The sequence below is a fragment of the Serratia sp. CY27727 genome, from assembly GCF_052169275.1.
GTDB classification, from domain to species: Bacteria; Pseudomonadota; Gammaproteobacteria; order Enterobacterales; family Enterobacteriaceae; genus Serratia; species Serratia sarumanii.
Genome location: NZ_JBJNLB010000011.1, coordinates 1 through 14,786, shown reverse-complemented (window position 1 = coordinate 14,786; position 14,786 = coordinate 1). Strand labels below are relative to the sequence as shown.

Annotated in this window: 14 protein-coding genes; 13 read left to right on the top strand and 1 reads right to left on the bottom strand. The window is 64.4% G+C overall.

The window, feature by feature from the left end; genetic code table 11:
* Positions 1-15: 15 nt before the first annotated feature.
* The 12 genes from ACJ8HB_RS20910 (at position 16) to ACJ8HB_RS20855 (ending at position 12,336) form a co-directional block, all read left to right on the top strand.
* Positions 16-1,059, top strand: a complete 1,044-nt coding sequence (locus tag ACJ8HB_RS20910) for an aromatic ring-hydroxylating oxygenase subunit alpha (RefSeq protein ID WP_041036625.1) — start codon at positions 16-18, stop codon at positions 1,057-1,059.
* Positions 1,056-1,811: an SDR family oxidoreductase gene (locus ACJ8HB_RS20905; RefSeq protein WP_047570588.1), complete on the top strand. Its 756-nt coding sequence runs from the start codon at positions 1,056-1,058 to the stop codon at positions 1,809-1,811. Before ACJ8HB_RS20910 ends, ACJ8HB_RS20905 begins: the two co-directional genes overlap by 4 nt.
* Before the next feature lie 36 nt (positions 1,812-1,847).
* Positions 1,848-2,642 (top strand): IclR family transcriptional regulator, encoded by a 795-nt coding sequence (locus ACJ8HB_RS20900; protein WP_004937625.1) that lies wholly within the window; start codon positions 1,848-1,850, stop codon positions 2,640-2,642.
* Positions 2,643-2,751: 109 nt separating this feature from the next.
* Positions 2,752-3,693 carry a VOC family protein gene (locus tag ACJ8HB_RS20895; RefSeq protein WP_060425283.1) on the top strand — a complete coding sequence of 314 codons (942 nt, stop codon included), beginning with the start codon at positions 2,752-2,754 and terminating at the stop codon, positions 3,691-3,693.
* Entirely contained in the window at positions 3,690-4,901 is a 1,212-nt protein-coding gene (locus ACJ8HB_RS20890) for an NAD(P)/FAD-dependent oxidoreductase (RefSeq protein WP_047570591.1), read from the top strand. Before ACJ8HB_RS20895 ends, ACJ8HB_RS20890 begins: the two co-directional genes overlap by 4 nt.
* Before the next feature lie 23 nt (positions 4,902-4,924).
* On the top strand, positions 4,925-6,181 hold the full coding sequence (locus ACJ8HB_RS20885; protein WP_041036617.1) for an MFS transporter: 1,257 nt from the start codon (positions 4,925-4,927) through the stop codon (positions 6,179-6,181).
* 32 nt (positions 6,182-6,213) lie between these two features.
* Positions 6,214-6,738: a cupin domain-containing protein gene (locus ACJ8HB_RS20880; RefSeq protein ID WP_004937634.1), complete on the top strand. Its 525-nt coding sequence runs from the start codon at positions 6,214-6,216 to the stop codon at positions 6,736-6,738.
* Entirely contained in the window at positions 6,738-7,556 is an 819-nt protein-coding gene (locus ACJ8HB_RS20875; protein WP_047570593.1) for an alpha/beta fold hydrolase, read from the top strand. The genes ACJ8HB_RS20880 and ACJ8HB_RS20875 overlap by 1 nt, the downstream gene beginning before the upstream one ends.
* Positions 7,553-8,347, top strand: coding sequence for an SDR family oxidoreductase (locus tag ACJ8HB_RS20870; RefSeq protein WP_047570596.1), 795 nt, complete (start codon positions 7,553-7,555; stop codon positions 8,345-8,347). Before ACJ8HB_RS20875 ends, ACJ8HB_RS20870 begins: the two co-directional genes overlap by 4 nt.
* 15 nt (positions 8,348-8,362) lie before the next feature.
* Complete coding sequence (locus ACJ8HB_RS20865) at positions 8,363-9,157, top strand: aspartate dehydrogenase (protein ID WP_047570598.1); 795 nt, start codon at positions 8,363-8,365, stop codon at positions 9,155-9,157.
* Between the two features lie 16 nt (positions 9,158-9,173).
* Positions 9,174-10,643, top strand: a complete 1,470-nt coding sequence (locus tag ACJ8HB_RS20860; RefSeq protein WP_047570600.1) for an aldehyde dehydrogenase — start codon at positions 9,174-9,176, stop codon at positions 10,641-10,643.
* A gap of 52 nt (positions 10,644-10,695) precedes the next feature.
* Positions 10,696-12,336, top strand: coding sequence for a thiamine pyrophosphate-binding protein (locus ACJ8HB_RS20855; protein ID WP_047570602.1), 1,641 nt, complete (start codon positions 10,696-10,698; stop codon positions 12,334-12,336).
* 41 nt (positions 12,337-12,377) lie between these two features.
* Here ACJ8HB_RS20855 and ACJ8HB_RS20850 read toward each other — a convergent pair whose 3' ends face one another.
* Positions 12,378-13,130: a M48 family metallopeptidase gene (locus ACJ8HB_RS20850; RefSeq protein WP_033635890.1), complete on the bottom strand. Its 753-nt coding sequence runs from the start codon at positions 13,128-13,130 to the stop codon at positions 12,378-12,380.
* 238 nt (positions 13,131-13,368) lie between these two features.
* On the opposite strand from ACJ8HB_RS20850, the gene tkt reads away from it, so the two are divergent.
* A partial coding sequence (gene tkt / locus ACJ8HB_RS20845) for a transketolase (RefSeq protein WP_442520198.1) occupies positions 13,369-14,786 on the top strand: 1,418 nt, incomplete at its 3' end.

Genomic DNA, 14,786 nt, shown 5'->3' with positions numbered 1-14,786 from the left:
ATCCGGGAGAAGACAATGACAGCAAATACAACATCCTCCGAACAGAGCTTGCAGGACTATCTTGACCAGGGGCTGCGCGGCATGTGGTATCCGGTGCTGGCCAGCTGGGAAGTGGGCAACAATCCGGTCGGTATCACCCGTCTGGAGCAGCAAATCGTGGTGTGGCGCGACGGTGAAGGCCAGATCCACGCGTTGGAAGACCGCTGCCCGCACCGCGGCGCGCGGCTTTCCATGGGGTGGAACCTCGGCGATCGCATCGCCTGCTGGTATCACGGGGTGGAGGTCGGCGGCGACGGCACGGTGAAAGACGTGCCGGCGGTGGATCGTTGCCCGCTGGTGGGGCAAAAATGCCTGCGGTCTTACCCGGCCAAAGAAGCCTACGGCGCGGTGTTCCTTTATTTCGGCGTGACGGCGGATGAAGCGCCGGCGGAGCTGACTTTCCCGCAAGAGCTGGCGGACGAAGCGTCGTACAGCAATTTCCTGTGCACCGCCAGCTGGAACTGCAACTACCAATACGCCTTGGAAAACGTGATGGATCCGATGCACGGCACCTACCTGCACTCCTCCTCGCACTCGATGGCGGAAGGGGACCGCAAGGCGGATATGGGGCTGGAGCCGACCGACAGCGGGTTTATCTTCAAGAAAAACGGCCAGATTGGCGTCAACTTCGACTGGGTGGAGTTCGGCAGCAGCGGCGCCTATTGGATGCGCCTGTCGATCCCGTACAAAAAGCGCTTCGGGCCAGGTGGCCACTTCTGGATCATCGGCATGGTGGTGCCGGAAGACAAGGATCACTGCCGGGTATTCTTCTGGCGCATCCGTAAGGTCAAAGACTGGCAGCGCGACATGTGGCGCTTCATGTACCGCAACCGCCTGGAATCGTTGCATTGGGACGTGCTCGAGCAGGATCGCATCGTGCTTGAAAATATGGCGCCTAACGCCCGCGGCCGCGAATACCTGTACCAGCACGACGTCGGCCTTTCGCGCCTGCGCCGCCTGATGCAAAAAGAGGCGCAGAAACAGCTGGCGACGCTGCGCGAGCGGGAGGCGGCGCAGTGAACGGCCTGTTGAACGGCAAACGCATCGTGGTCACCGGGGCAGTGCGCGGCCTGGGCTACAGCTTCGCCGCCGCCATCGCCGCCGCCGGCGCGCAGGTGGTGATGTGCGACATTCTGGCGGATGAGCTGGCGGCGAGCGGCGCCGCGCTGCGTGAGCAGGGCGCTCAGGTGGAAATGCAGACCATCGATCTAGCGTCACCGGATTCGATCCGTTCGGCGTTCGAGAAGATCGCCGCTGGCGGCGGGATCGACGGCCTGGTAAACAACGCGGCGCTGGCGACCGGCGTCGGCGGCAAAACCATGATGGAATACGATATCGATCTATGGGATCGGGTGATGCAGGTCAACGTGCGCGGCACCTGGCTGGTGAGTCAGGCGGCGGTGCCGCTGCTGGCGCGCAATCCGCACGCCAAGATCGTCAACGTGGCGTCGGATACCGCGCTGTGGGGCGCGCCGCGCCTGATGGCCTATGTCGCCAGCAAAGGCGCGTTGATCGCGATGACCCGATCGATGGCGCGCGAACTGGGCCCGCAGGGGATCTGCGTCAACGCCATCGCACCGGGCCTGACGCGGGTGGAAGCCACCGAATATGTGCCCGCCGAGCGCCATCAGCTGTACGAGCAGGGGCGCGCGCTGGCCGGGGCGCAGCATCCGGACGATGTGAACGGTACGGTGCTTTATCTGCTGTCGTCGTTGGCGGATTTCGTCACCGGCCAACTGCTGCCGGTCAACGGCGGCTTCGTATTCAACTGAGGCCCGCAGGGCAGGCGCACAGCGCAGGAGCGAGAGATGGCGGACGAGCAAGCATGTAAGTATCTGATCCCGGGACTGGATCGCGGGTTGCAGTTGCTGCTGGCGTTTGGCGAGCAGCATAAGGAAATGACTTTCGCCGAGTTGCATCGCCTGGTCGATATGCCGAAGGCCACCGCTTACCGGGTGGTGCAGACGCTCGAGCACCTGGGCTTTTTGGAGCGCAATCCGCGCACCAACACCTTTGCGCTCGGCATCAAGGTGCTGCGCCTCGGCTTCGAATACATCGCGTCGCTGGACGTGGCGCAGGCCGGCCAGCCGGTGATTGAGCAGCTGCGCGATCGCAGCCAGTGCAGCAGCCATCTGGCGATCCGAGACGGGCGCGACGTTATTTACATCGCCCGCGTCAGCGCCGCCGGTTCGCAGATCAATCAGGTCAGCGTCGGCACCCGTTTGCCGGTGCACCAAACCTCTCTGGGTCGCATGCTGTTGACCAGCGCCACCCGCAGCGAGTTCGAACAACTTTATCCGGACGCGCAGCTGCCGGGCAATGCGCCGGGCACCCCGGCGGATCGCGAAACGCTGTGGCAGATGGTGCAGCAAGACAAAGCGCGCGGCTATGTGATCGGCGAATCGTTCTTCCGCCACGGCATCTCCTCGATCGTCTACCCGATCTTCAACCGCGAGCAGCGGGTCGAGGCGGTGGTCAGCATCATGGTGCCGTCCGATGAGATCCCGAAAGCGGATCGCGAGCGGCTGCGCATGGAAGTGCGCGACGCGGCGGAGAAAATTTCCGGCTTCCTCGGCGCGCCGCCGCAGGCCAACGTCGGCTAACCGACAGGACCGACTCTTTTACTCAGGCAGGGATAAGGCCCGTAGCAAACAGGGGCCGGGGTTCACTCATGCCTGAAAACCGTATGCAGCGAGAACGTGAGGCTGAACAATGAGCGTAATCGGAATCGAAAAACTGGAGTTTGGCGTCGAAGATCTGCCAACCTGCGAAAAATTCATGCAAGACTTCGGCCTGCAGCCCGCCACGCAACATTGGGGCGAACCGCAGCGCGAATTCACCACCCTGAGCGGGGCGCGTGTCGTCCTGTATCCGTTGCAAAGCGCGGCGCTGCCTGCGGCGTTTGAGGGCGGTTCTACCCTGCGCCGCATGACCTGGGGCGTGGCCTCGCCCGCCGAGCTGGCGCGCCTGCAGCCGCGTTTGGCGTTGATGCCCGGCTTCCGGCAGGTGGGAGAAGAGCTGGAATGCCTCGATCCCAACGGCATGACGCTGCGCTTCGTCGTCAGCCGCCAGCAGGCGGTCGAGGTGCCGGTCACGCCGATCAACCAATGGGGTGACGTGCGCCGCATCGATCAACCCAGCCCGGTCTATGCGCAGGCGCAGCCGATCAACATCGGCCACGTGGTGTTCTTCGTTGAGGATCTGGCGGCGACCGAGCGCTTCTACCGCGAGCTGTTGGATTTCCAGGTTTCCGATCGCTATATCGATCGCGCCGTCTTCCTGCGTACCCAGGCGCGCGGCGGCCACCATAACCTGTTCCTGCTGAAGCTGCCGAACCGCCCACGCGGCCTGAACCACGTGGCGTTCACCGTGCGCGATATCCACGAAGTGATCGGCGGCGGCATCGCCATGAACAAGGAGAAGTGGAGCACCTTTATCGGCCCCGGCCGCCACCCGATCTCCTCGGCTTATTTCTGGTACGTCAACAGCCCGACCGGCGGGGCGTTCGAGTACTACACCAACGACGATTATCTGACGGAAAACTGGCAGCCGCGCGAGCTGGAGCATTCGTTGGTCTCCTTCACCGAATGGGCGGTAGAGGGCGGCATCGATCACGACACGCGCCGTCAGCATAAAAAGGCGGAGGCGTTATGAACCGGCCGGAACACGCGGGCATCGTCATCGTCGGCGGCGGCCAGGCCGGGGGCTGGGCGGCCAAGACGCTGCGCGATCGCGGTTACAGCGGCCGGCTGACGGTTGTCAGCGACGAACCCTACGATTTTTACGAGCGGCCGCCGCTGTCGAAAGCGGCGCTGCTGAATGCCGAGGCTTCCCTCAGCCGACTGTTCAGCGAACAGGCGGTGGCGGAGCTGAATATCGACTGGCGTCGCCCGCTGCGCGCCGAGTCCATCGATGCAGAACAGCAAATCGTTACGCTCAGCGACGGGCAACGGCTGCAGTTTGAGCAGTTGCTGATCGCCACCGGCGGTCGGCCGCGTTTGCCGGGCGCCGCCTGGGCGCAGCACCCGCGTGTGATGACGCTGCGTTCCTGGGACGATGCGGCTCGGTTGCGGCAGGGCCTGCAGGGTTGCCGCCGCCTGGCGATCGTTGGCGGCGGTTGGATCGGGCTGGAGATCGCCGCTTCCGCGCGCCGTCTCGGCGCCGAGGTGACGGTGTTTGAACGCCAGCCCGCGCTGTGCATGCGCAGCGTCGGCGCCGACGTTTCACAGGCGTTGCTCGAACTGCATCGCCGGCAGGGCGTCACGGTGCTGTGCGGCTGCGGCGAGATCTCGCTGGAAGATCGCGACGGCGCCGCCTGGATCGGCAGCGAAGTCAGCGATCCGCAGGCCTTCGACCTGGTGGTGGTGGGGATCGGCGTCGAGCTGAATCTCGAACTGGCGCGCAGCGCCGGGCTGGCGATCGAGTCCGGCATCGTGGTCGACGGCCAGGGGCGCACCAGCCATCCGGCGATCTTCGCCGCCGGCGACGTGGCGCGCCACCCGACGCTTGGCCTGTGCCTGCAGTCCTGGGCCTACGCGCAAAATCAGGCCATCAGCACCGCCTGCGCGATGCTCGACGCCTTCGCCGCACCGTATGACGACGTGGCCTGGCTTTGGTCGGATCAATACGACGCCAATATCCAGATCCTCGGCGTGCCGAGCGGCGGCGTGCACCATGTGGTGCGCCGCACGCCGCAGTCGCAGGTGTTCTTCACGCTGAACGCCGATCGGCAGCTGGTGCAGATGGTGGCGTTCAACGATGCGCGCACCATCAAGCTCGGCAAGCGTTGGCTGGCGAGCGGCCGGGTGCTGGATCCGCAGCAGCTGACGGATGCGGAGTTTTCTTTGATGGCGTTGAAATAACGCCCGAACCTCGGGAGCGTTTTATGACTACGCAAGACATTGACGCCCGCGCTGGACGGGCGGGGGAAGCCGTTGCCGAAAATCCGCAGCAGCGGGTGCGCTGGTCGGTGCCGATCGCGCTGTTTGCCTGCGTGTTGCTGGCGTTTTTCGACAAGATCAGCATCGCGGCGCTGTTTTCCGATAGTGAGTTTCAGCAGGCGTTGGGCATCGGTTTTGACCCGGCGCGGCTAGGCTTGCTGATGAGCGCGTTTCTGTTCTCCTACGGCATTTCCTCGATGCTGCTCAGCGGCATCGGCGATCGGCTTAATCCGGTCAAGGTATTGATTGGCATGATGGTGGTGTGGGGCGTGCTGATGGTGTTGATGGGGATGACGCGTTCCTATCACGCCATGATGACGCTGCGCATTCTGCTCGGCATCGCCGAAGGGCCGCTGCTGCCGATGGCCTACGCCATTATTCGTCAGGCCTTCCCGCCGCAGCTGCAGGCGCGCGCCACCATGCTGTGGCTGCTCGGCACGCCGCTGGGCGCCGCGCTTGGCTTCCCGGTCACCCTGTACATCCTCAATACCTTCGACTGGCAGGCCACCTTCTTCTTTATGGCGTTTCTGACGCTGCCGGTGATGTTGCTGGTGCTGTTCGGCATGCGCCACCTGAACGTCGCGCGCCCGGCGGCGGCGACCAAGCCGGCGGTGTCCGAACGCCAACAGCATCGCCGCGAGCTGCTGCGCAGCCCGCACTTTTGGATGATCTGCCTGTTCAACATCGCCTTCCTGACCTACCTGTGGGGCATGAACGGCTGGTTGCCGAGCTATCTGATCAAGGGGAAAGGCATTCATCTGGAGCATGCCGGTTACCTCTCTTCGCTGCCGTTCATCGCCATGCTGCTCGGCGAAGTGCTGGGCGCCTGGCTGTCGGACAAGCTGGATCGGCGCGCGCTGGCCTGTTTCCTGTCGCTGTGCGGCGCCGGCCTCGGTCTGGCGGTGGTGCTGCACCTGCAGGGCACCTACAGCGTAATCGCCGCCATGGCCTTCAGCACCTTTATGTGGGGCGCCGGCGCGCCGAATATTTTCGCGCTGTTGGCGAAGGCGACCAGCAGCAAGGTCAGCGCCACCGCCGGCGGCATCTTCAACGGGTTGGGCAATTTTGCCGGCGCGCTGGCGCCGGTGCTGATGGGGGCGTTGATCGCCGCTACCGGCAATATGGATAACGGCCTGCTGTTCCTGGTGGTGATGGCTTTCGTCGGCTGCCTCATTCTGCTGCCGTTACTGAGAAAGTACTGATTAATCAATCGATTCAACAGAGGAGTGACAACATGTCTCAGGTTGAGAACAAAGCCGGCGTTAAGCCGCAGGATCTGTCGATGGAAAACTGGGTGGAGTCGCGCATCGCCCGTTTCGAAGGCCGTAAATACGACTGGAACGCGCTGAAGTTCCAGGCCGACTTTGACCCGAAATACCGCCGTGCGCAGATGCGCTACATCGGTACCGGTGCTACCGGCGTGGCCAGCGACGCCAACACCATTCCGGCGGGCAATTTCACCTTCTCCACCATGGTGCTGCCGTCGAAGTGCGAGGGCCCGCTGCACCTGCACGACGACGTGGAAGAAGTGTTCTTCATGCTGAAAGGCAGCATCACGCTGATGATTCAGGATGGGGAAGAGTATTACGAAACCCGGCTGAAAGAGCGCGATCTGATCTCGGTGCCGGCGGGGGTGTATCGCGGCCTGTTCAACCACGGCGAGGAAGAGGCGCTGATGTGCGTGATGCTCGGCACCGCCAAGCCGGAGATCCCGACCTATCCGGCGGATCACCCGCTGTCCAAAGTGAAGCGCAACTGATGAACGGCCTGGCGCAACGCCAACGGGCGCGCTGCGGGGCGTATACCCTGAGCTGGCGCGAGGCCGGGCAGGGGCGGCCGGTGGTATTGCTGCACGGCATCAGCTCCGGATCGGCCTCGTGGATCAAGCAGCTCAACGATAGCGGCCTGACGGACGGCCACCGTCTGTTGGCGTGGGATGCGCCGGGCTACGGCGGCAGCCTACCGTTGGCGGATCCTCAGGCCGATGCCGCCGGTTATGCGGCGGCGTTGGCGGCGCTGATTGATGAGCTGCAGCTGGCGCAGCCGCTGATCGTCGGCCATTCGCTGGGGGCGCTGATCGGCAGCGCCTATGCCGCCGGCTATCCGGACGGGTTATGTGGATTGGTGTTGGCGGATCCGGCGCAGGGCTATGCCACGGCGCCGGAGGAAAAACGTCGGCAGGTGTACGGCCAGCGCCAACAGATGATAGAGACGCTGGGGCCGGTGGGCTATGGCGAGCAGCGGGCGGCGGCCTTGCTGCGTGAAAGGGCGGATCCGCAGGATATCGCCTGGGTGCGCAACGGCATGCAGCAGCTCGATCCCGACGGTTTTCTGAGCGCCGCCTGGATGCTGGCCAACGACGATATCGGCCGCTATCTGGCGCGCTATCGCGGCCCTCTGGAAGTCTGGTGCGGTGAACAGGATCGCATTACGCCGCCGGAGAAGGCGGCCGAGCTGGCGCGTGAGCAGGACGCGACGCTGCGTTTGATCGCCGCCGCCGGCCATGCCAGCTACCTCGACGCGCCGGCGTGTTTCAACCGCTATCTGCGGGACTTTACGGGAGCAATCCAACGATGAATTTTCAGCTTGAGAATCGGGTGGCGGTGGTAACCGGCGGCTCGTCGGGCATCGGTTTCGAAACCCTGAAACTGCTGCTGGCCGAAGGGGCGAAGGTGGCGTTCTGCGGCCGCGATCCGGACAAACTGGCCGGCGCAGCAGCCAGCCTGCGTGCGGAGTTTCCGCAGGCGGAGATCCTGGCGCTGCGCTGCGACGTACTGGACGCGCAGCAGGTGGCGCAGTTCGCTGACCAGGTGACGGCGCATTTCGGCGGCGTGGATCTGCTGATCAACAACGCCGGTCAGGGCTTCGTCGCCCATTTTGACCAAACGCCGCGCGAAGCCTGGCTGCATGAGGCCGAGCTGAAGCTGTTCGGCGTGATCAACCCGGTGCAGGCGTTCTTACCGGCGCTGGAACGGTCGACGATCGCGTCGATCACCTGCGTGAACTCGCTGCTGGCGCTGCAGCCGGAAGAACACATGATCGCCACCTCGGCGGCGCGCGCCGCGCTGCTCAACATGACGCTGACGCTGTCGAAAGAGCTGGTGGGCAAAGGCATTCGCGTTAACTCGATCTTGCTGGGGATGGTGGAGTCGGGCCAATGGCGCCGCCGTTTCGACGAGCGCAGCGATAAAGATCAAAGCTGGGAGCAGTGGACGGCGGCGATCGCCGAACGCCGCGGCATCCCGATGAAGCGCCTCGGCAAGCCGCAGGAGCCGGCGCAGGCGCTGCTGTTCCTCGCTTCGCCGCTGGCTTCCTTTACCACCGGCGCGGCGCTGGACGTATCCGGCGGCTTTAACCGCCATGTGTAGCAGGGGCCGATAAAGATGAAGAAGATCATGATGATTGGCTACGGCGCGATGGCGAAGGAAGTGATCGCCCGTTTGCCGGAAGGCGTGGAGGTCGGTTGGATCCTGGCGCGCGCGGCTCATCATGCGGCGATCGCCGAGGCCTTTGGCGGGCGGGTGCTGGCGTTGACCCATCCCGAGCAGTGTTTGCAGCGGCCGGATCTGGTGCTGGAGTGCGCCAGCCAGCAGGCGGTGGCGGAGTTCGGCGAAGCGGTTCTGCAGCGCGGTTGGCCGCTGGCGCTGATCTCGACCGGCGCGCTGGCGGACGCCGCATTGCAACAGCGGCTGCAGCAGGTTTGCCGCCGCTATCACGGGCAGTTGGTCGTGTTGTCCGGTGCGGTGGCGGGGATGGATGGGCTGGCGTCGGCGCGCGAAGGCGGGCTGGAGAGCGTGACCTATCAGGCCAGCAAAAGCCCGGCCAGCTGGCGCGGCAGCCCGGCGGAGCAGCTGATCGACCTCGATGCGGTGAGCGAAGCGCAGGTATTTTTTGAAGGGTCGGCGCGCGAAGCGGCGCGTTTGTTCCCGGCCAATGCCAACGTGGCGGCCACCATTGCGCTCAACGGCCTGGGGATGGACGCCACCCGGGTACGCCTGCAGGTCGATCCCGCCACCCGGCGCAATACCCATCGTCTGCAGGTGTGCGGCGACTTTGGCGAATTTCACATCGAGCTGAGCGGCACCCCGCTGGCGAGCAATCCCAAAACATCAACCCTGGCGGCGCTGAGCGCGGTACAAGCCTGTCGCCGTCTGGTGGACGGCGGTTTTATTGCCTGAACGGCAGGAGCGGAGCATGGAACGATTGAATATTTTTGTCGCCGGGCGCTGGCGTGAAGGGCGTGGCGAAGAGATGGCTTCGGTATTCCCGGCCGACGGCAGCGTCAACGCGCGGCTGCGTGCCGCGAACGTCGAGGACGTGAACGAGGCGGTGGAAGCAGCGGAACGCGCCTGGCGCGCGCCGGAATGGCGTGGGCTGGTGCCGCACCAACGCGCCTCGATCCTCTACCGCGTCAGCAACCTGATTCTGGCGCAGCAGGAACAGTTGGCCGAGCTGCAGACCCGCGACAACGGCAAGCCGCTGGCGGAAACCCGCGGGCTGGTGGCCAGCGCGGCGGCGACCGCGCGCTACTTCGCGGCCGCCTGCGAGGTGTTGGAAGGCGAGCTGCCGACCCCGCGCAGCGCCGAGGTGATGACGATAAGCCAGTATCAACCGATGGGGGTGATCGCCGCCATTACGCCGTGGAACTCGCCGATCGCCAGCGAAATGCAGAAGGTGGCGCCGGCGCTGGCGGCGGGCAACGCGGTGGTGCTCAAACCGGCCGAAGCCACGCCGCTAATGGCGCTGAAGCTGGCCGAGCTGTTCGAACAGGCGGGCCTGCCGGCTGGGCTGCTCAGCGTGTTGCCGGGCAAAGGTTCGGTGATCGGCGAGGCGTTGGCGCGCCATCCGCTGGTGAAAAAGATCTCCTTTACCGGCGGGACCAGCACCGGGCGCCATTTGGCGCACATCGCCGCCGACAAGCTGATCCCCACTTCGCTGGAATTGGGCGGCAAATCGCCGACCATCGTGCTGGAGGACGCCGATCTGGAGCAGGCGGCGCGCGGCATCTGCTACGGCATTTTCAGCTCCGCCGGCCAGGCGTGCATCGCCGGTTCGCGGCTGTTCGTGCATCGTTCGCTGTATCAGCCGCTGCTGGCGCGTTTGACCGAACTGACGGCGGGGCTGCGCATCGGCAACCCGCTGGTGCCGGGCGTGCATCTCGGCCCGCTGATCAGCGCCAAACATCGGCAAAGCGTGGCGGACTACGTGGCGCTGGCGCGGCAGGAGGGCGGCCGGGTGATCATCGGCGGCGAAGCGCCGGCCGATCCGCAGCTGGCGAGCGGTAGCTATTACCTGCCGACCATTATTGAAGGCTTGAACAACGACGCCCGCGTCTGCCAGGAAGAGATCTTCGGCCCGGTGCTGGTGGCGCTGCCGTTTGACGATGAGCAACAGCTGATCGAACAGGCCAATGACTCGGTGTACGGCCTGGCGGCCGGCATCTGGAGCCGCGACTTCCCTCGCGCGATGGCGCTGGCGGAGCGGCTGGAAACCGGCACCGTCTGGGTCAATACCTACAAAACGTTCTCGATTTCCACGCCGTTCGGCGGTTTCAAGGAAAGCGGGCTGGGCCGCGAAAAGGGCCTGAACGGCATCAAGGCCTACATGCAGCAGAAAAGCGTGTATCTGGCGCTGAGCCATCAGGTGAACCGCTGGAGCGACTAGGCCGACACCTCTACGCATAACCCTAATAACGAATACCCTAAGAAGGCAGATGATGAGCGATAAAATCACGGTTGGCGAGGCGATAGCCCGGACTCTGGAACAGTACGCGGTGTCGGCGATGTACGGCATCATTTCGATTCATAATCTGCCGATCGCCGATGCGGTGGGGCAGCGCGATAAAATTCGCTTCGTGCCGGCGCGCGGCGAAGCGGGGGCGGTCACCATGGCCGACGCGCACGGGCGCTTCTCCGGCCTGGGCGTGGCGTTGACCAGCACCGGCGCCGGCGCCGGCAACGCGGTGGGGGCGATGATTGAGGCGCTCAACGCCAACACGCCGCTGCTGCATATCACCGGCCAGGTGGAAAAAGCCTATCTGGACGCCGACGCCGGTTTTATTCATGAAACCCGCGATCAGCTCGGCTTCCTGCGCGCCTGCTCCAAACGCGCTTACCGGGTCAATTCGCCGGAGCAGGCGGTGGCGGTGATCCAGCGGGCGATCCTGGATGCGCAAACCGTGCCGTGCGGCCCGGTGGCGGTCGAGATCCCGATCGATATTCAAAGCAGCCTGGTTTCCCGTTCGGTGCTGACCGAACCGTTGGCGCCGGCGCCGCTGCCGCAGGCGGACGATGCGGCGGTGGAACGGCTGCATCAGCGGCTGAAACAGGCCAAGCGTCCGCTGCTGTGGTTGGGGGGCGGCGCCTTGGCCTGCGGCGACGCGGTGCGCAAGCTGGCGGACGCCGGCGTAGCGGTGATCTCCAGCACCCACGGGCGCGGCATTCTGCCGGACAGCCATCCGCGCAGCCTGCGGGCGTTCCATAACTCACCGAGCATCGAAGCGATCCTGACGCAGTGCGATCTGACGCTGGTGGCCGGTTCGCGCCTGCGCAGTAATGAAACCCGCACCTGGACGTTGCCGCTGCCGCGCCCGCTGGTGCAGATTGACATCGATCCGGCGGCGGCCAACCGCAACTATCTGGCCGATGAACAGATCAGCGGCGACTGTGCGGCGCTGCTGGCGGCGCTGGCGGCGCGGCTGAGCCCCGGCGAGAAGGTCAACGCCGAGTGGGATGCCGAGATCGCGGGGGCGGTGCAGCAGGCGGAGAGCGCGCTGCGCCAGCAGTCCGGCGAATACGCCAAACTCAACGACGCCATCGACGCCGCGCTGCCGCAGGACGGGTTGCTGGTACGCGATATCACCGTTTCCGGCAGCGTCTGGGGCAGCCGTCTGTTCCGTGCCATCTCGCCGCTGTGCAACATTCACTCGCTGGCGGGCGCTATCGGCATGGGGCTGCCGATGGCCATCGGCACCGCGATCGCTAACCCGCAGCGCAAGGTGGTGGGGCTGGTGGGCGACGGTGGTTTGGCACTGGGCCTGGGCGAGCTGGCGACCATGGCGCAGGAACAGGTGAACATCACCCTGATTATCATGAACGACGGCGGTTATGGCGTGATGCGCGGCATTCAGGACAAGTACTTCGCCGGGCGTCAGTATTACAACGAGCTGCATACGCCGGCCTTTACCCAGATCGCCGAAGCGATGGGGTTGAAAGCCTGGAAGGTGGACGCGGCGTCGCAGTTCAACGGCGTGCTGGCCGAGGCGATCAACTACCCGGGGCCGTCGGTGGTCGAGGTGGACATGAAGCAGGTCGGGCCGCTGACCTTCGCCGGGCCGCCGCAGAAGACGCTGTATTGAGACGATAAAAAACGCCCGGCGATTGCCGGGCGTTCTCGTGGTTATTTCTCTGCCGCGATGCGATCGCGAATGTGCTGAGCGCGCGCTTGGGAAGACGGGTGATCGTCGAACATGCTGCTCTGACGGCCGGCTTCCATCTGGGCCAGTTTTTCGAAGCTGGTGGCCAGGCCATTCGGATCGATGCCGCGCTTTTTCAGCAGATCGAACGAGTAATCATCCGCTTCGCTTTCCTGCTTCTGCGAGAACTGGGCGCTGACCAGCTTCTCGCCGATGTCCGCCAGCTGCGACTGCGACAGCGAGCCGATGACGCCCCCGGCGGAGGACGCCGCGGTGCGCAGCGCCACGGTGCCGTAAGCCACCTGCATCGCCTTGCGGGTGTGGCCCAGCGCCACGTGGCCCATTTCATGGCCCAGCACGCCTTCGACTTCGTTGTCGTTCATCATGTCCATCAGGCCGCTGTAGACGCGGATGCAGCCGTTGGCCATCGCCCAGGCGTTGACGTCTTTGGTCACGTAGACCTTGTAGTTGGCCGGGGTGCCGTTGATGTTGTCGCCCAGCGCCGCGGCGATTTTGTTGAGACGCTTGGCGTAGGTGCTGTCGGCCGGCGCGATTTGTGCCTTGCTGTCCATCTCGGCGCAGGATTTATCACTCAGGGCCTTAACGTCGTCGTTGCTCAGGGTCGCCGCCTGGAACGCCTGCGCGCCGGACTGCATCAAGGTTTCGGTATTCAGGTTTTGACAGCCGGTTGCCAGGGTGGCAATGCCCAACGCAATCAAAGAGGTACGGATCTTCATAACGCCATCTTCCTGTGAAGGTAACAAGGTAAAAGAGTCATTTTGCTTGGAGGAAATCTTGTTGCAAGAGCCTAGTGTACGCCAGCCGGGGCGAGAATAGTGTTATTCCGAAAAAGCGTCCAATCGTGCTAATAAGTGGTGAACTCGCTCTCATTTGGCATTAGGGATTGCCGTTGTGATGTGGAGTCTGAGAAAATAGGGAACTTGACTGCTTTTTTTATCCGACCTGGAGTAAAACATGTCCTCTCGTAAAGAGCTTGCCAACGCCATCCGCGCACTCAGCATGGACGCCGTACAAAAAGCCAATTCCGGCCACCCCGGTGCCCCTATGGGCATGGCGGACATCGCCGAAGTCCTGTGGCGTGACTACCTCAACCACAACCCGACTAACCCGCACTGGGCTGACCGCGACCGTTTCGTGCTCTCCAACGGCCACGGCTCCATGTTGATTTACAGCCTCCTGCACCTCACCGGCTATGACCTGCCGATGCGCGAGCTGGAAAACTTCCGTCAGCTGCACTCCAAAACCCCAGGGCACCCGGAGTACGGCTACACCCCGGGCGTTGAGACCACCACCGGCCCGCTGGGCCAGGGCATCGCCAACGCCGTCGGCTTCGCCATCGCCGAACGCACCCTGGCGGCGCAGTTCAACCGCCCGGGCCACGACATCGTTGACCACCACACCTACGCCTTCATGGGCGACGGCTGCATGATGGAAGGCATCTCGCACGAAGTCTGCTCTCTGGCCGGCACCCTCAAGCTCGGCAAGCTGACCGCTTTCTACGATGACAACGGCATCTCCATCGACGGCCACGTCGACGGCTGGTTCACCGACGACACCGCCCTGCGCTTCGAAGCCTACGGCTGGCACGTGGTGCGCAACGTCGACGGCCACAACCCGGACGCCATCAAGGCCGCGATTGAAGAAGCCCGCAAGGTGACCGACAAGCCGTCGCTGCTGATGTGCAAGACCGTTATCGGCTTCGGTTCGCCGAACAAGGCCGGCACCCATGACGTGCACGGCGCCGCGCTGGGCGCCGCCGAAGTGGCCGCCACCCGCGAAGCGCTGGGCTGGAAATACGCCGCCTTTGAAATCCCGCAGGACATCTACGCCCAGTGGGACGCCAAGGAAGCCGGCCAGGCCAAAGAAGCGGCCTGGAACGACAAATTCGCCGCCTACGCCAGGGCCTTCCCGGAGCTGGCCGCCGAGTTCAAGCGCCGCATGAACGGCGAGCTGCCGGCCGACTGGAAAGCCGACGCCAAGGCGTTCGTGGAAAAACTGCAGGCCAACCCGGCCAACATCGCCAGCCGCAAGGCGTCGCAGAACGCGCTGGAAGCGTTCGGCAAGGTGCTGCCGGAGTTCCTGGGCGGCTCTGCCGACCTGGCGCCGAGCAACCTGACCATGTGGTCAGGCTCGAAAGCGCTGAACGTTGACCCGGCGGGCAACTACATTCATTACGGCGTGCGCGAGTTCGGCATGACCGCCATCACCAACGGCATCGCGCTGCACGGCGGCTTCCTGCCGTACTCGGCGACTTTCCTGATGTTCGTGGAATACGCCCGCAACGCGGTGCGCATGGCGGCGCTGATGAAGCTGCGCAACGTGTTCGTCTACACCCACGACTCCATCGGTCTGGGCGAAGACGGCCCGACCCA